Annotated in this window: 19 protein-coding genes; 13 read left to right on the top strand and 6 right to left on the bottom strand. The window is 72.5% G+C overall.

Features of this window, described 5'->3' with window-relative positions; all coding sequences use genetic code 11:
* Positions 1–145: 145 nt before the first annotated feature.
* A complete protein-coding gene (locus tag HNR61_RS27690) occupies positions 146–1,255 on the bottom strand; it encodes a hypothetical protein (protein ID WP_246443863.1) in 1,110 nt (369 codons plus the stop codon).
* 406 nt (positions 1,256–1,661) lie between these two features.
* Here HNR61_RS27690 and HNR61_RS27685 point away from each other — a divergent pair, with 406 nt between their 5' ends.
* The 5 genes from HNR61_RS27685 (at position 1,662) to HNR61_RS27665 (ending at position 5,420) form a co-directional block, all read left to right on the top strand.
* A complete protein-coding gene (locus HNR61_RS27685) occupies positions 1,662–2,033 on the top strand; it encodes an NADH-quinone oxidoreductase subunit A (protein WP_083998863.1) in 372 nt (123 codons plus the stop codon).
* 21 nt (positions 2,034–2,054) lie between these two features.
* Positions 2,055–3,167: an NADH-quinone oxidoreductase subunit B gene (locus HNR61_RS50715; RefSeq protein WP_182846133.1), complete on the top strand. Its 1,113-nt coding sequence runs from the start codon at positions 2,055–2,057 to the stop codon at positions 3,165–3,167.
* Positions 3,164–3,718 (top strand): NADH-quinone oxidoreductase subunit C, encoded by a 555-nt coding sequence (locus HNR61_RS27675; RefSeq protein WP_182846132.1) that lies wholly within the window; start codon positions 3,164–3,166, stop codon positions 3,716–3,718. Before HNR61_RS50715 ends, HNR61_RS27675 begins: the two co-directional genes overlap by 4 nt.
* Positions 3,711–4,667 (top strand): complex I subunit 1/NuoH family protein, encoded by a 957-nt coding sequence (locus HNR61_RS27670; protein ID WP_067812354.1) that lies wholly within the window; start codon positions 3,711–3,713, stop codon positions 4,665–4,667. The genes HNR61_RS27675 and HNR61_RS27670 overlap by 8 nt, the downstream gene beginning before the upstream one ends.
* Before the next feature lie 123 nt (positions 4,668–4,790).
* Positions 4,791–5,420, top strand: a complete 630-nt coding sequence (locus tag HNR61_RS27665; RefSeq protein WP_182846131.1) for a mycothiol-dependent nitroreductase Rv2466c family protein — start codon at positions 4,791–4,793, stop codon at positions 5,418–5,420.
* Between the two features lie 119 nt (positions 5,421–5,539).
* Here the strand turns inward: HNR61_RS27665 and HNR61_RS27660 are convergent, their stop codons facing one another.
* The 3 genes from HNR61_RS27660 to HNR61_RS27650 form a co-directional block, all read right to left on the bottom strand.
* Positions 5,540–5,821, bottom strand: a complete 282-nt coding sequence (locus tag HNR61_RS27660) for a hypothetical protein (RefSeq protein ID WP_182846130.1) — start codon at positions 5,819–5,821, stop codon at positions 5,540–5,542.
* Between the two features lie 308 nt (positions 5,822–6,129).
* Positions 6,130–6,561: a PPOX class F420-dependent oxidoreductase gene (locus HNR61_RS27655; protein ID WP_182846129.1), complete on the bottom strand. Its 432-nt coding sequence runs from the start codon at positions 6,559–6,561 to the stop codon at positions 6,130–6,132.
* 43 nt (positions 6,562–6,604) lie between these two features.
* The gene (locus HNR61_RS27650; RefSeq protein ID WP_182846128.1) at positions 6,605–7,249 is read right to left on the bottom strand and encodes a ComEA family DNA-binding protein; all 645 of its coding nucleotides are present in this window, start codon (positions 7,247–7,249) and stop codon (positions 6,605–6,607) included.
* A gap of 346 nt (positions 7,250–7,595) precedes the next feature.
* On the opposite strand from HNR61_RS27650, the gene HNR61_RS27645 reads away from it, so the two are divergent.
* The 7 genes from HNR61_RS27645 to htpX all read left to right on the top strand — a co-directional run bounded on the left by HNR61_RS27645 (position 7,596) and on the right by htpX (position 15,017).
* On the top strand, positions 7,596–8,132 hold the full coding sequence (locus HNR61_RS27645; RefSeq protein ID WP_174567347.1) for a NuoI/complex I 23 kDa subunit family protein: 537 nt from the start codon (positions 7,596–7,598) through the stop codon (positions 8,130–8,132).
* Positions 8,129–8,668, top strand: coding sequence for an NADH-quinone oxidoreductase subunit J family protein (locus HNR61_RS27640; RefSeq protein WP_312898125.1), 540 nt, complete (start codon positions 8,129–8,131; stop codon positions 8,666–8,668). The genes HNR61_RS27645 and HNR61_RS27640 overlap by 4 nt, the downstream gene beginning before the upstream one ends.
* A complete protein-coding gene (gene nuoK / locus HNR61_RS27635) occupies positions 8,668–9,048 on the top strand; it encodes an NADH-quinone oxidoreductase subunit NuoK (protein ID WP_182846127.1) in 381 nt (126 codons plus the stop codon). Before HNR61_RS27640 ends, nuoK begins: the two co-directional genes overlap by 1 nt.
* Positions 9,045–11,102: an NADH-quinone oxidoreductase subunit 5 family protein gene (locus tag HNR61_RS27630; RefSeq protein WP_182846126.1), complete on the top strand. Its 2,058-nt coding sequence runs from the start codon at positions 9,045–9,047 to the stop codon at positions 11,100–11,102. Before nuoK ends, HNR61_RS27630 begins: the two co-directional genes overlap by 4 nt.
* Positions 11,099–12,607, top strand: coding sequence for a complex I subunit 4 family protein (locus HNR61_RS27625; protein WP_312898124.1), 1,509 nt, complete (start codon positions 11,099–11,101; stop codon positions 12,605–12,607). Before HNR61_RS27630 ends, HNR61_RS27625 begins: the two co-directional genes overlap by 4 nt.
* Positions 12,608–12,611: 4 nt before the next feature.
* Entirely contained in the window at positions 12,612–14,084 is a 1,473-nt protein-coding gene (locus HNR61_RS27620) for an NADH-quinone oxidoreductase subunit N (protein WP_182846125.1), read from the top strand.
* Positions 14,085–14,162: 78 nt separating this feature from the next.
* Complete coding sequence (gene htpX / locus HNR61_RS27615) at positions 14,163–15,017, top strand: zinc metalloprotease HtpX (protein WP_182846124.1); 855 nt, start codon at positions 14,163–14,165, stop codon at positions 15,015–15,017.
* A 7-nt stretch (positions 15,018–15,024) separates the two neighbouring features.
* On the opposite strand, the gene map is transcribed toward htpX, so the two are convergent.
* Positions 15,025–15,795 carry a type I methionyl aminopeptidase gene (gene map / locus HNR61_RS27610; protein ID WP_182846123.1) on the bottom strand — a complete coding sequence of 257 codons (771 nt, stop codon included), beginning with the start codon at positions 15,793–15,795 and terminating at the stop codon, positions 15,025–15,027.
* A 35-nt stretch (positions 15,796–15,830) separates the two neighbouring features.
* Here map and HNR61_RS27605 point away from each other — a divergent pair, with 35 nt between their 5' ends.
* Positions 15,831–16,109, top strand: a complete 279-nt coding sequence (locus HNR61_RS27605; protein WP_067812339.1) for a helix-turn-helix domain-containing protein — start codon at positions 15,831–15,833, stop codon at positions 16,107–16,109.
* Between the two features lie 153 nt (positions 16,110–16,262).
* Here HNR61_RS27605 and HNR61_RS27600 read toward each other — a convergent pair whose 3' ends face one another.
* Positions 16,263–16,751, bottom strand: a complete 489-nt coding sequence (locus tag HNR61_RS27600; RefSeq protein WP_182846122.1) for a YajQ family cyclic di-GMP-binding protein — start codon at positions 16,749–16,751, stop codon at positions 16,263–16,265.
* Positions 16,752–16,919 lie beyond the last annotated feature (168 nt).

The following is a 16,919-nucleotide window of genomic DNA, read 5'->3' as shown; positions in this document are numbered from 1 at the left end:
CACTGAACCCTCACAGTGCTCTACGGGATCCGGGACACCGCTTCGGGAAACGGTCCCGGACACAAAAGAGTGCCGGACGGGAGGCGATGGTGTTGCCACAACGCGCTCTCGTCCGGCACCCGTAGCCGGGATCACGTCCCGGAGATCACTCCTGGCTCAGGCCGTTCTGCAGGGACTGGATCTCCGAGTCGGACGCGCCGCTGACCTTGAAGTCGGCGTTCTGGTAGTAGCTGCGGCTGCCGCTGCGCGACCAGCTCGACCAGGCTCCGCCGGACACCCGGCACTCCGCCCACACGCCCTCCGAACCGCGCAGCGTGACGTCGGTGGTGCAGTTGCCCAGGTCCCGTCCGGTCGACGACCCGGCGGTCAGCCGGAACCGGACCTCCACCTTCACCGACTCCGCCGAGGAGGACAGCATCCGCACCTTGCCGCGCACCCGGCAGCTGGAGCTGTTGGTCTGGCACAGGCCCTTGGCGTACTCCGCCACCATCGGCCGCACCGACGCGTCGAAGGAGTCCTTCAGCTCGCCCGCCCGGGTCCGCATCTCGCTGATCTCCGAGGACGCGTCGCCGCCGCTCCGGGTGGTGATGTCGGCCGACACGCGCGGCAGCGTGCTCTCGTAGCGCAGCAGCTCGGGGTCGTCGGAGTCGCTGAGGTAGAACGTCCCGCCGAGCACCCCGGAGATCCGCTTGGCCTTGCGGCCCGACACGGTCGTCTCGGTCGCCTTGGGCTTGTACCGCGCCGCCTGCCGCAGCTTGGACGCCAGCGTGCCCGGGGTGAGGTCCTTGAAGTCCAGCGTGAGCTTGCTGGTGCCGAGCTTGCCCCACTGCGGGCCGCTGCCGAGGAAGTAGGGCTCGTTCGCCGAGAGCGTCTGCCGCTTCCAGTAGGTGCCGTCGGCCTTGACGTACAGCTTGCCGTCGGCCGACAGCAGCGTGACGTCGTCGCCGTTCCACGACACCTGGCCGGAGGCGCGGGCGCCCTTGGTCACCGACAGCTCGCCGTTCAGGGTGTCGCCGCCGCCGCTGACCGACCCCTTGTACGACACGACCCGGGCCGCGTCGATCTTGGCCGCCGCCGCGGTCAGCAGCTGCTCGGGGGTCTTGCCGCCGCCCGCCAGCGCCACCACCACGATCGCGATCAGGATGATCACGACCAGGCCGCCGCCGACCAGCGCGGCGATCAGCGCGCCGTTCGACCGCTTGGGCGGCATCCCCAGCGGCGCGCCGGGGGGCGGCGGGAACGGCGGCTGGCCCATGCCGGGACCGCCGAAACCGGGGCCTCCGGGCGGCGGCGGGGGCGCGCCGGGGCCGCCGAAACCGGGCCCACCGGGAGGCGGCGGGCCATAACCCCCAGGAGGGGGAGGCGTACCGGGAGGCGGCGGGCCATAACCCCCGGGAGGGGGAGGCGTACCGGGACCGCCACCGCCCGGCGGCGGGGGCGGCGGCCACGAGGGGCCTGCTGGGGGCTCCCAGCCCGGGGGTGGCGGGGTGTTGCTCATCCGGTCACGTCCTTCCAGGTCAAAACGACCTCAAATGCCCTATCCAGTGTGCATTAAAGGAACGACAGTGTGATCCCTGATCTGACGTAACCGGGGAGGGCGGCGTTCCGGGGGATACTTGACGGGAGGCGTGCGGGCGGCTCCGCGCGCCAGGGAGGTTCGGGTGCAGGACTACTTCGACAAGTACCTGGTGGTGCTGGCGTTGCTCCTGGTGGGCGGCGGTATCGTCGGCGGCGGGCTGGCCGCCAACCGGCTGCTGCGCCCGCACCGTCCGACACGCGAGAAGCTCACCACCTACGAGTGCGGCGTCGATCCGGTCGGCGCGCACTGGGCGCAGTCCTACGTCCGCTACTACGTGTTCGCCTACCTGTATGTGATCTTCGCGGTGGACGCGGTGTTCCTGTTCCCGTGGGCGACGGTCTTCGCCGCGCCCGGCTACGGCATGACGACGCTGGTGGAGATGTTCGTCTTCCTGGGCTTCCTGGCCACGGGCCTGCTGTACGCCGGGAAGAAGGGCGTGCTGTCCTGGGTGTGACGGGCCTGTAAGAATGCTCGGGTGAGCACTGTCGATCTGCCCCCGCCGAGCGTCGGCCCGCTGTCGCGGCTGGCGCCCAAGCCGGTCAAGTTCGTGCTCAACTGGGGCCGCCGGTACTCCCTGTGGGTGTTCAACTTCGGGCTGGCCTGCTGCGCGATCGAGTTCATCGCGACCTCCATGGGGCGGCACGACTTCATCCGCCTCGGCGTGATCCCGCTGGCCCCCGGCCCCCGGCAGGCCGACCTGATGGTGGTGTCGGGCACCGTCAGCGACAAGATGGCCCCGGCCGTGCGCCGCCTGTACGAGCAGATGCCCGAGCCCAAGTACGTGATCTCGTTCGGGGCCTGCTCCAACTGCGGCGGCCCGTACTGGGACTCCTACTGCGTCACCAAGGGCGTCGACCAGATCATCCCGGTCGACGTGTACGTCCCCGGCTGCCCGCCGCGCCCCGAGGCGCTGCTACACGGGATCATGAAGCTCCAGGAGAAGATCGCCGGGGAGTCGCTGGGCGACCGGTACGCGCGGGCCGGCGAGCCCGTGGCGCCCGCCCCGCCCCGGCGACCGCTTTCGGCCACGGTGCTGCGCCGCCCCCTCCTGCCCCCGCCGACCCAGGACGAGACACCGACCCTGGAGGTCCCGGTCGTCCCGGACGAGGCCCTGCCGCCGGAGGCGCGGGGTCCCGAGTCGGGTCGGGCGGGCCAGACGGCCCCACTGCCGGCTGAGGCGGCGCCGGAGTCGGAGACGATGGAGGTCCCGGTCGTCCCGGACGAGGCCCTGCCGCCGGAGGCGCGGGAGCCCGAGCCGGGCCCGGCGGACCGGACGACGCCGCTCCCACCACCCGAGCCGAAGCCCGAGCTGACGCCGGAGTCGGAGACGCTGGAAGTGCCGGTCGTCCCGGACGAGGCCCTGCCGCCGGAGGCGAAGGCGGCGCCCGAGGTCGCGGGCCCGAGTGACGAGACGGCCCCGCTGACGCCGGTCACCGAACCCCCGCCCGAACCCGCGCCCGAACCCGAACCGCCGGTCGAGGCCGGGCCGGCCGACTCGACCGAGCCGCTGCGGCCGGTCGACAACTCGATCGTCCCGGGCTTCGACGACGGCGAGGACGACGACCAGATCGGGCGGGCCCCCCGGTGAGCGCGCAGGAGAGCGCGGCGGCCTGGACGGAGCGGTTCGGCGACGTGGCGGCCGTCGAGGAGACGTCCGGCGGGCTGGCGGTGACGGTGCCGGCGACGGCGTGGATCCCGGCGCTCACGTTCGCGCGCGACGAGCAGGGCTGCGGGTTCTTCGACTGGCTGACCGGCGTGGACGAGCTGGAGGACGGCTTCGCGGTCGTCGCGCACGTGTACTCGCTGGAGACGGGGTTGCACCTGCTGGTCCGCACGCGGGTGCCGCGCGAGGACCCGCGCCTGCCGACCGCGACCGGCGTGTACCGGGGCGCGAACTGGCACGAGCGCGAGACGACCGAGATGTTCGGCGTGGTCTTCGACGGGCATCCGAACCCGGTCCCCCTCCTGCTGCCGGACGGCTTCGAGGGGCACCCCCTGCGCAAGGACTTCGTGCTGGCCTCGCGCGTCGCCAAGCCGTGGCCGGGCGCGAAGGAACCGGGCGAGTCGGGCCACGGCGCGCCCAGCCGCCGCCGCGTCCGCCCGCCGGGCGTGCCCGAGGACTGGGGGTCCGGTGCTTGAGATCATCCTGAAGCTGGTCGCGGTCGCGGCGGCGTTCGCCGTCCTGCCGCTGATCGTCGGGCAGGTCGAGCACAAGGCGATGGCGCACATGCAGGGCCGGCTCGGCCCGATGTACGCCGGCGGCTTCCACGGCTGGGCGCAGCTGATCGCCGACGGCGTGAAGTTCGCGCAGAAGGAGGACGTGATCCCGCGCGCGGCCGACCGCCGCGTGTTCAAGCTGGCCCCGGCCGTCGCGCTGGTCCCGTACCTGCTGGTCCTGCTGGTGATCCCGGTCGGCCCGGACGGCCAGGTGGCGCTGGACCTCGGCATCGGCGTGTTCTTCGCGCTGGCCGTGATGGGCGTCGGCGTGATCGGCGCGATCATGGCGGGCTGGGCGAGCGCGAACAAGTACTCCCTGCTCGGCGGCATGCGCGTGGCGGCCCAGCTGATGTCCTACGAGCTGCCGATGGTGTTCGCGGCGTCCTCGGTCGCGATGGCCGCGGGCACCCTGTCGCTCAGCGGCATCGTCGAGGAGTGGCGCTGGTGGTGGCTGCCGTGGCAGGCGGTCGGCGCGGTGGTGTTCTTCGTCGCGGGCCTGGCCGAGCTGCGCCGCCCGCCGTTCGACATGCCGATCGCCGACTCCGAGATCATCTTCGGCCCGTACACCGAGTACGGCGGCCTGCGCTTCGCCCTGTTCATCCTGGCCGAGTACGCGGGCATCGTGGTGCTGTGCGCCCTGACGACGGTGCTGTTCCTGGGCGGCTGGAAGGGCCCGTTCCTGGACGCGGAGCTGGGCTGGCTGTGGACGCTGCTGAAGGTCTTCGCCCTGTCGTTCGTGGTGATCTGGCTGCGCGTCAGCTACCCCCGCCTGCGCGAGGACCAGCTCCAGAAGCTGGCCTGGGCGTGGCTGGTCCCGCTGTCCCTGGCCCAGCTCGCCCTGACCGGCGTCCTCCGCGTGGCCCTCGCCTGACCAGCGGCTTTCCGCCGGGAGGGTCGGCACCGCGCGGACGGTCCTGCCACCGCTGACCGGGTAGCGCCTGGCTGTGAACGGGAACGACACCCTCACATCCCTTTCGCGATCAAGGAGTATGTGATGGCTCCGACCACCGTGGACCTCTGGTTCGACCCGATCTGCCCGTGGACCTGGCTGACCTCCCGCTGGCTGACCGAGGTCGAACGGATCCGCGATGTCCAGGTGAACTGGCACGTGATGAGCCTGCCGATCCTCAACGAGGGCAGGCTGGACCAGGTGCCCGAGCGGTTCCGCGAGATGATGGGCCCCAAGGGCTGGCGTCCGGTGCGGGTGCTGTCGGCGGTGGCCGACCGGCACGGCAACGCCGCCGTGGGCCGCCTCTACACCGCCATGGGCACCCGCCAGCACCTGAACGGCGAGGACGTGACCCCGGACTTCATCGCCGGGTCCCTCAAGGACGCCGACCTGCCGGCCGACCTGGCCGCCGTCGCCGACACCACCACCTACGACGAGGCCGTGCGCGCCTCCCACCAGCGCGCCCAGGAGGCGTTCGGCCAGGAGACCGGCACCCCGGTCCTCGCCGTCACCGGCGCTGACGGCGGGCCGGTCGTGTTCAACGGCCCCGTTCTCACTCCCGCCCCCACCGGTGAGGAGGCCGGCCGGCTGTGGGACGCCGCGGTCCTGCTGGCCGCCGCCCCCGGCTTCTACGAGATCAGGCGCGCCCGCCCCGACGGCCCCGACCTGGGCTGACGGGCCGGTCCCGTCCCACCGCCCGGCCCTCAAAGGGGCGCGACCCGGGCGACCTTGAGATCAGCGGTTGCGCCAGGCGTTCCCGCGGGTCACGCGACGCGAACCGCGCACGTCACTCCTCAACCCCCGGAACGGTACTGGGCGGCGAGCTGGTGCAGCCGGTCGATGAGATCGGTGACATGCGCGGCGGCCCGCGCGGTGGCATGTTCGGAGGCGTGCAGCTGGGCGCGGGCCCGCTGGACGGCACGGTGAGCGTCGGCGACGACCCGGGTGTTGGCCTGCAGGGTCTGCTGGCACTGCTGGGCGGCGTCGGCGGCGACCGCCACGGCCGCGGCCAGATCCGGATCCGGATGGTGGGCCGGGGGGTGGGGCGAGCTCTGGTGAGGGGCGGGAGCGTTCATGGAACCGACCGGCTTTCGGTTGCTGACAGCACACGAGTGAGCACGCAAGGTTCAACTGTGACACAAGTGGGCCCGCGCCGTGCCGTGGTCGAGCGGTTGTTGACGTTCGGATTTCGACGTCCGCGACCTGGGCCCGCCGCGCTCCTCCGCGAGGGTGCAGAACAGGACCGCGTCGGCCCCGGCGATGAGGGCGCGCATCCGGGCGACCTCCGGGGGCGGCGGCTCGACGTCGTGGTCCGGGTTGAAGTGCGGAGGCCCCGCCAGCCCCAGGTACGGGCGGGCCGCGTCGCCGAGGACCCCGGCCGGCGTCAGCCGATGCTCTCGCCGTAGACGTGGTCGACGGTCATCGTCATGAGCACCCGGCGGTCGGACACCATCACCGAGCGGTACTCGTCCCAGTCCGGGTGCTCCCCGGCGGCCAGGCGGTAGTAGCGCACCAGCGCCTCGACCTCGGGGCCGTGGGGGTCGGTCCCCGGGCCGGTGAGCGTCGCGACGCCCTCGGCGGTGGCCCACGAACGGCCGTCGGGGCCGGTGACCTCCAGCGTGGCGCGCGGGTCGCGGCGCAGGTTCGCCGTCTTGGCCCGCCCCTCGGTCATCGACACGTGGATGACGTCGTTCTCCGGGTCGTAGTAGGGCATGACGGGGGAGAGCTGCGGGCGGCCGTCGGACTTGATCGTGGCCAGGACGCCGAGGCGGCTGTCGGCGAGCAGCGCGCGCGGGTCGAACGGTTCGTCGCTCATACCAGGATCGAACCGCGGCCGGAGGGCGATCATTCCGGGGGCGTCAGGGCAGGAAGATCGCGTACTCGGCCAGCTTCGGCAGGGCGTCGGCCGGATAGTCGACGTCCAGCGCCAGCTCCTCCGCCGACACGAAACCGCCCTGCGCCCGGCGGCGTTTCACGACACGGGCCACCAGTTCGTCGGTCATGCCCGGCAACGTCGCCAGCGCCTGGGGCGCGGCGTTGTTGACGTCGATCAGGCCCCCGTCGTCGTAGGCACGGGGGAGGTCGGGACGGCCGATGCGCAGCTCGTGGGCCAGGGCGGGGTCCTCCGCCACCAGGGCGCGGGCCTCCTCGCGGAGCGCGCGGCGGTACTTCGCCACCTGGACGGCGTGCTGGTTCATCCGGTTGGGCGGCGTGGTGGGCGGGAACACCGAGGGCCGCACCGCGAGGGTGTGCACCGTCCCGCCGATCCACAGCAGCATCAGCAGGAAGCCGCCGAGCACGTCCAGGGCCGGGACGCCCACGTTCACCAGCGTGAACACCAACGCCAGCGCGCCGCCGTAGCCCGCCGCCGTCAGGCCGTGCCCGGCCGAACGCCGCCGGGCCGCCGCGTACAGGAACGTGAACGGCGTCCCGAACCCGAGCGTGAAGAACGGCGTGAACGCCCACAGGTACCCGCTCGGCTCCGGCTCGGGCGGAGGGAACAACGGGTACGCCGGGGGCGGCGGGGGCGGCATCTGGTACGGGGCGCGCCAGGCGGGCGGGACCGGACGCGACCCCGGCGGATACGGGTGCCGGGAACCGGACGGGTACGGCCCGGCCCGGAACTGCTGATGAGGGTGGTGCGGCCGTGGCGGATGGGGGTATGACGCGTGCGGAGGCACGCCCGGAGGGGAATCCCCGTCCGGGTTGTAGGGGCCGTACCTGTTGTCGCTCACGGGCCCTCCCGAGGGGTGTCGGCGGTGCCGGCGTGCCGCCTGACCCATGCCCCGTTTGACGAACGCGACCCCCGCCGCGTTCCCCAGCGACGCAAGGTAAGGAATCATGTGACCCGTGGGACGGCTACCAGGAGGCGGGCTGGCCAAGGGGCTGGCCGTCACGTTGCGGACGATGACCAGGCGTTCGATCACGCGCCAGTACCCCGACGCGCGGCCGGAGCTGCCGCCGCGCAGCCGGGGCGTGATCGCGCTGTTCGAGGAGAACTGCACCGTGTGCATGCTGTGCGCGCGCGAGTGCCCCGACTGGTGCATCTACATCGACTCGCACAAGGAGACCCTGCCCGCCGAGGGCGGCGGGCGGCCCCGCACGCGGAACGTGCTCGACCGGTTCGCCATCGACTTCGCGCTGTGCATGTACTGCGGGATCTGCGTCGAGGTGTGCCCGTTCGACGCGCTGTTCTGGTCGCCGGAGTTCGAGTACGCCGAGTACGACATCGCCGAGCTCACCCATGAGAAGGACCGGCTGCGCGAGTGGATGTGGACGGTCCCGCCGCCGCAGGCCCACGACCCGCTCGCCGAGCCGCCCAAGGAGATCGCGACGGCGGAGAAGTCCGCGGCCCGCGCGGCGCGCCGCCCCGGAGGGGGCGCGTGACCGGGCCGGAGGTCGTCTTCACGCTGCTGGGCGTCGTCGCCGTCGGTTCGGGGATCATGGTCGTCACGACCCGGCAGCTCGTGCACGCGGCGCTGTGGCTGGTGGTGTCGTTCGGCGCGCTGGCGGGCGGCTACCTGGTGCTGACCGCCGAGTTCGTGGCCTGGGTCCAGGTGCTGATCTACGTGGGCGCGGTCGTGGTGCTGCTGCTGTTCGGGATCATGCTGACCCGCGCGCCGATCGGCGAGAGCGAGGACCTGGACTCCGGCAACCGCTGGGTCGCCCTCGGCGTCGCGCTGGCGACCGCCGGGGTGCTGGTGACGGTGCTGGTCATGGGCTTCCGCGACGCCTACACGCCGCTGAAGGGCGACCAGGGCGCGGCCGAGGGGATCGGCGCGAGCATCTTCCGGACGTGGGTGCTGCCGTTCGAGGTGCTGTCGGTGCTGCTGCTGGCGGCGCTGGTCGGCGCGATCGTGCTGTCGCGCTCCGACATCGGCCCGCAGGACCCGGCGTCCGGGAACGGGAAGGGGAACCGCTGATGCACCTGGCGTATCCGGCGGTGGTGTCGGCGCTGCTGTTCTCGATCGGCGTGTACGGGGTCCTCGCCCGCCGCAACGCGATCCTCGTGCTGATGTCCGTCGAGCTCATGCTCAACGCCGTCAACCTCAACCTCGTCGCCTTCGACGTCCACTGGCGCGACCGGCTGCACGGCGGCCAGGTCCTCACGCTGTTCACCATCGTGATCGCGGCGGCCGAGGTCGGGCTCGGGCTGGCGATCGTGCTGCTGGTCTACCGCAACCGCCGGATGATCGACGTGGACCGGCTGCGGGCCCTCGCCGAGGACGGCGCCGACGGGAACGCCGCCGGGGAACGGCCGGACGCCGACGCGCGGCACGGGGCGGAGGTCTCCTCATCGTGATCGTTCTCGCCTCGCTGACGATCCTGCTGCCGTTCCTGGCGGCGTTCGCGGGCTTCCTGCTCGGGCCGAAGCTGTCGGAGGCGCTGCGGGCCGGGGGCGCGACGCCCGCCGAGCCCGAGCCGCCCGAGGACCCGCGCGCCGTCGTCTTCGAGAAGGTGCCCGGCGGCGGCCCCCGTACCGGCGAGCGCGTCTGGCGGCGCGCCGCCGTCGTCGCCGAACGCACCCCGCTGCGCAACGGCCCCGCGCTGGCCGCCTGCCTGCCTATGGCGGCGGCGACGGTGCTGGCGGCGATCGTGGCGTTCACCGTCTGGCGGTCGCCGGGCGAGCGCGCCGGCACGCTGACCCTGGTCGGGACCGGGTCGGTGCCGATCCGGATCGGCCTTCAGGTGGACGGCCTGGCCGCCGTCGTCGCGCTGATGGTGTGCTGCGTCGCGCTGGCCGTGCAGGTCTACTCGGTCGCCTACATGGCCAAGGACCCCCGGTACTCGTCGTACGCGGCGTTCATCTCGCTGTTCACGGCGGCGATGCTGCTGGTGGTGTACGCGGGCGACCTGCTGCTGCTGTACGTCGGCTGGGAGGTCATGGGCGTCTGCTCGTACTTCCTGATCGGCCACCACTGGGAGAACCGCGAGAACTCGCGGGCCGCGGTGAAGGCGTTCCTGGTCACGCGGCTGGGCGACGTCGGGTTCCTGTTCGGGATCTTCCTGCTGGGGATCGAGGCGGGGTCGTTCCGGATCTCCGACGTGCTCCAGCGGGTGCCGCTGATGCCCGACGCGACCGTGACCGCGGCGGCGTTGCTGCTGCTGGCGGGCGTGGCCGGCAAGAGCGCCCAGTTCCCCCTGCACACCTGGCTGCCCGACGCGATGGCCGGTCCGACGCCGATCAGCGCGCTGATCCACGCGGCGACGATGGTCGCGGCGGGGATCTACGTGGTCGCGCGGCTGTACGGGGTGTTCCTGACCGGCTCGGCGGCGCTGACCGTGCTCGGCGTCCTCGCGGTGATCTCCATGGTGGGGTCGGCGCTGGCGGCCCTGGCCCAGGACGACATCAAACGGGTGCTGGCCTACTCCACGATCAGCCAGCTCGCGGTGATGGCCGCCGGGCTGGCCGTGGGCGCGAAGTCGGCGGCGATCTTCCACCTGCTGACGCACGGCGCGTTCAAGGCGCTGCTGTTCCTGGCCGCCGGATCGGTGATCATGGTCGCCGGGTCCAACCTGCTGCGGCACTACGGCGGGCTGCGGCGCGCGATGCCGCTGACGTTCTGGTCGATGACGGTCGGGCTGGCCGCGCTGGTGGGGATCCCGCCGGTGAGCGGCTGGTTCAGCAAGGACTCGATCATCGAGGCGGCCCAGCACGCGGCGCTGGACGGCACCGGGACGAACGCGCTGGTCCAGGAGCTCAAGAAGAGCGTCCCGCCGGGTACCGACTTCTACGTCGGAGTGGTCGAAACGTCAGGTCAGTCCAACTGGGCCGCCTGGCTGGTCTACCTCGGCCTGCTGCTGACCGTCGCGCTCACCGCCGCCTACGCCGCGCGGCTGTGGCTGATGACGTTCTTCGGGGAGACGCGCGGGGAGTTCGAGCCGCGCGAGGCCCCCAAGATCATGGCGTGGACGGTCGCGGCGCTGGCGGTGCCCTCGGCGGTCCTCGGGTTCTTCGGCCTAGGGGCCGCGGAGCTGCGGCCGCATCTCGGGACGGCCCTGCTGGTGCTGCTGCTGGCCGCGCTCGGCGCGGGCGGCGCGTTCCTGCTGTGGAACCGCGACCCCGCCGCCGACCCCGCGAGCAGGCTCGGCCCGCTGCGGCCGGTGTTCGCTAACGCCTTCCACGTGGACACGCTCTACAACGCCGTCGTCGTCCGCCCCGTGCGCGTCCTGGCCCGGCTGGTCGTCCGCGCCGACGACCGGGGCATCGACGCCGCCGTCCTCGGCACCGGACACGCCGCGCGCCGGCTCGGCGGGCTGCTGAGGATTCCGCAGAACGGCAACCCGCAGACCTATCTCACCGGCGTGCTGGCCGGTGTCGTCGTCATCGCGGCCGTGGTGGTGATCTCGCTTTGATCTTCCTGCTGATGATGGCGATCCCGCTGGCGGGGGCCCTGGCGCTGGCGCTGCCGCGCGAGCGGTTCCTCGGCGACGACGCCGCGCTCGGCCGGTTCGCCGTCGGGCTGTCCGGCGCGACGCTGCTGGTGGGGCTGTCGGCGCTGACCGCGTTCGACTTCGGCGCGCCGGAACGCATGCAGCTCCGGGTGGACTGGCCGTGGGCCCCGTCGATCGGGCTCCGCTTCCACCTCGGCGTGGACGGGATCTCGCTGCCGCTGGTGCTGCTGACGGCGCTGCTGACGTTCCTGTGCCTGGTCTACACCGCCAAGCACCCGCCCGCCGGGGGACGGCTCCGCCTGTTCACCGCGCTGCTGCTGGTGCTCGAAGTTGGCATGCTCGGCACGTTCGTGGCGCTCGACCTGGTCCTGTTCTTCGTGTTCTTCGAGGTCGTGCTGGTCCCGATGTACGCGGTGATCGCGATCTGGGGGACCGGCGACCGGCGCGCGGCGGCCCTGAAGTTCATCCTCTACACGCTGCTCGGCTCCGGCCTGCTGCTGGCCGGGATGCTGCTGGTCGGGGTCAAGGCCGGAACGCTCGACATGACCGTCCTGGCCCAGCGGCACGGCGAGGGCCTGACGCGCGGCGTGCAGATCGTCGCGTTCCTGCTGATGGCCCTGGGCTTCGGGGTGAAGGCCCCGATGTGGCCGCTGCACACCTGGCTGCCCGACGCCCACACCGCCGCGCCCACCGCCGGATCGGTCCTGCTGGCCGGGGTCCTGCTGAAGATGGGCACCTACGGGATCGTCCGGATCGCGCTGCCGTCCGCGCCCGAGGGGGCCGAGTTCTGGGCCCCCTGGCTCGGGCTGCTCGCCGTGGTCGGGATCGTCTACGGGGCGCTGGCGTGCCTGGCGCAGACCGACCTCAAACGGATGATCGCGTTCTCGTCGGTCGGGCACATGGGCTTCGTGCTGCTGGGCATCGCCACGCTCACGCCGGTCGGGGTGAACGCCGCCCTGTTCGGCAACATCGCCCACGGCCTGATCACCGGCCTGCTGTTCTTCCTCGCCGGATCGGTCAAGGACCGGTACGGCACCGGCGACCTGCGGGAGCTCGGCGGCGGGCTGCTGACCTCCGCGCCCCGGCTGGCGTCGGTGCTGACGTTCGCGTCGGTGGCGAGCCTGGGGCTGCCGGGGCTGGCCGGGTTCTGGGGCGAGATGCTCGCGCTGCTCGGGGCCTACCGGCCGGACGCGGACCTGCCGCGCGCGACGTTCGTGACGTTCATGGCCGTCGGCGGGATCGGCGCGGTGCTGACCGCCGCCTACTTCCTGCGGATGCTCTCGAAGATCACGCACGGGCCGGTGCCCGACGCGCGCCTCACCGCCGGGCCGGTCGTGGCGGTCACCCGCCACGAGTACGCCGCGTGGCTGCCGCTGGTCGCGCTGACCCTGCTGGTCGGGCTGTGGCCGAAGACGCTGCTGGACGTGACCACCGCACCGGTGCGCGCGCTGCTGGGAGGTGGCTGACCCCATGATCCAGGGGATCGACTACGCGGCGATCGCGCCGCCGCTGATCCTGGCCGTCGCGGCGCTCGGGGCGCTGCTGGCCGACGCGTTCGGCGCGCCCCGCCGGGCGCTGGCGCTGGTCAGCGGCGGGGCCCTGGGCGTCGCGCTGCTCGCGGTGGCCGCGCTGGCGTTCGGCGGGCGGCGCGCGACGTTCTGCCTGCCCACCGGGCTGCGCGGGAACGGGCCCCGCTCCTGCTCCTACGTCGCCGACGACTTCACGCTGCTGTTCCAGGGCGTCGTGCTCGCGGCGGCCGTGATCGTGGTGCTGCTGTCGGTCCGGGAGGTCGTCGAGTCGCGGATCCCGGCCGGGGAGTACCACTTCCTGCTGCTGGCCGCCGTCGTCGGGGCGCTGACGCTGGTCGCCGCGCGCGACCTGGTGCTGCTGGCGGTGTCCCTGGAGACGCTGTCGCTGCCGGTGTTCGCGCTGGTCGCGCTGCGCCGCTACGACGGGGTCGCCTCCGAGGCGGCGCTGAAGCTGTTCCTGGTCTCGGTGATCTCGGCGGCGGTGATGCTGTTCGGGATCAGCCTGGTGTACGGCGCGACCGGCGCGATGCACCTGGACCGGATCGCGCCCGCCCTGGACCGGCTGCCCGCGGAGCTGGAACCGGTCGCGGTCGTGGGGATCGTGCTGGTGCTGGCCGGGTTCGCGTTCAAGGTCGCCGCCGTGCCGTTCCACTTCTGGGCCCCCGACGTGTACCAGGGGGCCCCGCTGCCGGTCGCGGCGTTCCTGTCGGTGGTGTCCAAGGCCGCCGGGTTCGCGGGGCTGGCGATCGTGCTGGCGCTGGGCTTCCCGGCGTTCGGGCACGTCTGGGGGCCGGTGGTCGCCGTGCTCGCCGCCGTCACCATGACCCTCGGCAACCTGCTGGCCCTCCGGCAGACCACCGCGATCCGCCTGCTGGCCTGGTCGTCGGTCGCCCAGTCCGGCTACATGCTCGCGCCGCTGGCCGTCGGCCGCAGCCGCCTGCCCGAGGCCGTCGCCGCCACCACCGCCTACGTCGCCCTGTACGCGGTGATGAACATCGGCGCGTTCGCCGTCGTCGTCGCCGTCCGCGAGCGCCTCACCCGCGACGCCCTCGACGACTACCGGGGACTGGCCCGCACCCGCCCCGGCCTGGCCGCCGCGATGGCGTTCTTCCTGATCTGCCTGGCGGGCCTGCCGCCCGGCGTGATGGGGCTGTTCGCCAAGGTCGTGGTGTTCCGCGCGGCCGTCGCCGGGGACGTCACCTGGCTCGCCGTCGTCATGGCGGTCAACACGGTGATCGGCCTGTACTACTACCTGCTGTGGGCGGTCCGGCTGTTCACCGCCCCGGCCGGGCGGCCCGCCGACGTGGCCCCCGGAACGCCGGTGCGGGCCGCCGTCGCCGCCGCGTTCGCCGGGGCCGTGGTGCTGTCGGTCGCGCCGCAGATCGTCCTGCAGACCGTCGCCACGGTGAGCTGACAGGACGCATCCGGGAACATTTCACCTGGTCAAACCGTTGCGTTGAGTGACACTCCGACAACGGGGAGGCAGGCGGAAGTGCGGTTCAACGGCGTCAAGACGGCGGTCCTCATCGCCGCGCTGTCGGCGCTGATGCTGGCGGTCGGCTGGGCCCTCGGTGGTCGTGCCGGGCTCACCATCGCCCTGGTCATCGCGCTGGTCACCAACGGGATCGCGTACTTCTACAGCGACCGGATCGCGCTGCGGTCCATGCACGCCCACCCGGTCAGCGAGGTCGAGGCCCCCGCCCTGTACCGCATCGTGCGGGAGCTGGCCACGGCCGCGCGCCAGCCCATGCCGCGGCTGTACGTGTCGGAGACGAGGCAGCCCAACGCGTTCGCCACCGGCCGCAACCCGCGCAACGCCGCCGTCTGCGCCACCCGGGGGATCCTGGAGATCCTCGACGAGCGCGAGCTGCGCGCCGTCCTCGGCCACGAGCTGTCGCACGTCCACAACCGCGACATCCTCATCTCCTCGGTCGCCGCCGCCCTCGCCACCGTGATCACCTATGTGGCCAATCTGGCGATCTTCCTGCCGGTCGGGCGGTCCGACGACGACGAGGGGCCCGGCCTGCTCGGCGCGCTGCTGATGATGGTCCTCGGCCCGCTCGCCGCCGCCGTCGTCCAGATGGCGATCTCCCGCACCCGCGAGTACCAGGCCGACGCCTCCGGCGCGCGGCTCACCGGCGACCCGCTGGCGCTCGCCTCCGCGCTGCGCAAGATCGAAAGCGGCACGCAGGCGCTGCCGCTGCCGCAGGACCCGCGGCTGGCCTCCACCAGCTCGCTGATGATCGCCAACCCGTTCCGGGGCGGCGGCGTCGGCAGGCTGTTCTCCACCCACCCGCCGACCGCCGAGCGCATCGCCCGCCTGGAGAGGATGGCCGGCGGCCGCTGAGCCCGGCTCAGGGGAGGGTCAGCACCCGCGGCCCGTCCGCGGTGACCGCGACGGTGTGCTCGAAGTGCGCCGCGCGGCTCCCGTCGGCCGTCACGATCGACCAGCCGTCGTCCAGCACCCGCGTCGCGTCCTCGCCGCCCTCGTGGAACATCGGCTCGATCGCGATCGTCAGGCCCTCCCGCAGCCGCAGGCCGCGTCCGGCGGAGCCCCGGTTGGGAACGGGCGGATCCTCGTGCATGGAGGTGCCGATGCCGTGGCCGCCCCACCCGTCGAGGACGCCGTAGCCGTTCGCCCGCGCGATCCGGTCCACCGCGTGCGAGACGTCGCCCATCCGGTTGCCGGGCCGCGCCGCCGCGACGGCGTCGTCCAGCGCTTGCGCGGTCGCGGCGAGCAGGCGTTCGGCGCCCGCGTCGGCCGTCCCGACCACGAACGTGATCGCCGCGTCGCCGTGGTAGCCGCCGACCTCGGCCCCGCAGTCCACCGACACCACGTCGCCGTCCTCCAACGTGATGTGCGCGTGCGGGATGCCGTGGACGACCACCTCGTTGACCGAGACGCAGACCGTTCCGGGATAGGGCACCGAGGTCCAGCTCGGCCGGTAGCCCAGGAACGACGGGCGCGCCTCCATCCGCTTCAACGTCCGCGCCGCCACCGCCTCCAGCTCGGCCAGCGGCACGCCCGGCTCGGCCGCGTCGCGCACCGCCGCCAGCGTGCGCGCCACCGCACGGCCGGCCTCACGCATGATCTTCCACTCTCGGGGGCTTCGATAGGTCACCATGACGCGTATTTTAATACCAGTATTAGAATGCTCGCATGGTCCGCACACCGCTCACCTCCGAACAGCGCGACCGGGGCCGCGCCCTCGGTCAGATCCTGCGCGCCGCCCGCGGCCCCCGCCCCGCCTCCTCCGTCGCCGCCGAGGCCGGGATCTCCATCGAGACCCTCAGAAAGATCGAACGCGGGGCCATCGCGGTCCCCGCGTTCTTCACCGTCGCCGCGCTCGCCCGCGTCCTCGACCTGGACCTCGCCGAGCTGGCCCGCACCCTGGACGGCTTCGAGGACCGCCGCGACGGCGCCTCCATGGCCGGCTGAAAAAATCTCCGAACCTCCGGGCCGCCTCCTGCGTCATAGAAGAACAAGAGCGCGCCGACGGCTTCTGCGGGGGAAGAGGTCGGCGCGCTCATCAGGGACGTCACGCGGCCGGACCACCAACCCCCCGGCGCTCCGGCCGCGTGACCCCGCTGGTCAGCGGTAGTTCACGAACTGCAGCGCGACATCCAGGTCCTTGCCCTTCAGCAGCGAGATGACCTCCTGCAGGTCGTCCTTCTTCTTCGACGACACCCGCAGCTCCTCGCCCTGGATCTGGGCCTTCACGCCCTTCGGGCCCTCTTCCCGGATGATCTTGCTGATCTTCTTGGCGTTCTCCTGGGAGATGCCCTCCTTCAGCGACACCGACAGCTTGTAGAGCTTCCCCGACAACCTGGGCTCGCCCGCGTCGATCGCCTTCAGCGAGATCTGCCGCTTGACCAGCTTGTCCTTCAGCACGTCCAGAACGGCGTTGGCGCGCTCCTCGGTGTTGGCCTGGATGTCGATCGTCTCGCCCGACCACCGGATCCCCGCGTCCACGTTACGGAAGTCGAACCGGTTCGCGACCTCCTTGGCGGCCTGGTTCAGCGCGTTGTCGACCTCCTGCCGGTCGAGCTTGCTGACGATGTCAAAACTGCTGTCTGTCACTGCTGATCAGTCCTTCTAGCTGCGAGAACGCCTGCGCCGGTCCCCGGCCAGACGCGAACTTGCCAGCGCCACGGGCGCGTTCGCAGGCCCAGCGTATCGACCCGGACACCCCATCGTGCGCCCCCCGCACGCGCATCGAACGCGTCCGAGCGGGCACCACCCCACCGG

It is taken from the genome of Actinomadura kijaniata (assembly GCF_014138665.1).
In the GTDB taxonomy this organism is placed as follows: domain Bacteria; phylum Actinomycetota; class Actinomycetes; order Streptosporangiales; family Streptosporangiaceae; genus Spirillospora; species Spirillospora kijaniata.
The sequence above is the reverse complement of the archived record's forward strand: the minus strand, read 5'-3'. Positions and strand labels throughout refer to the sequence as shown.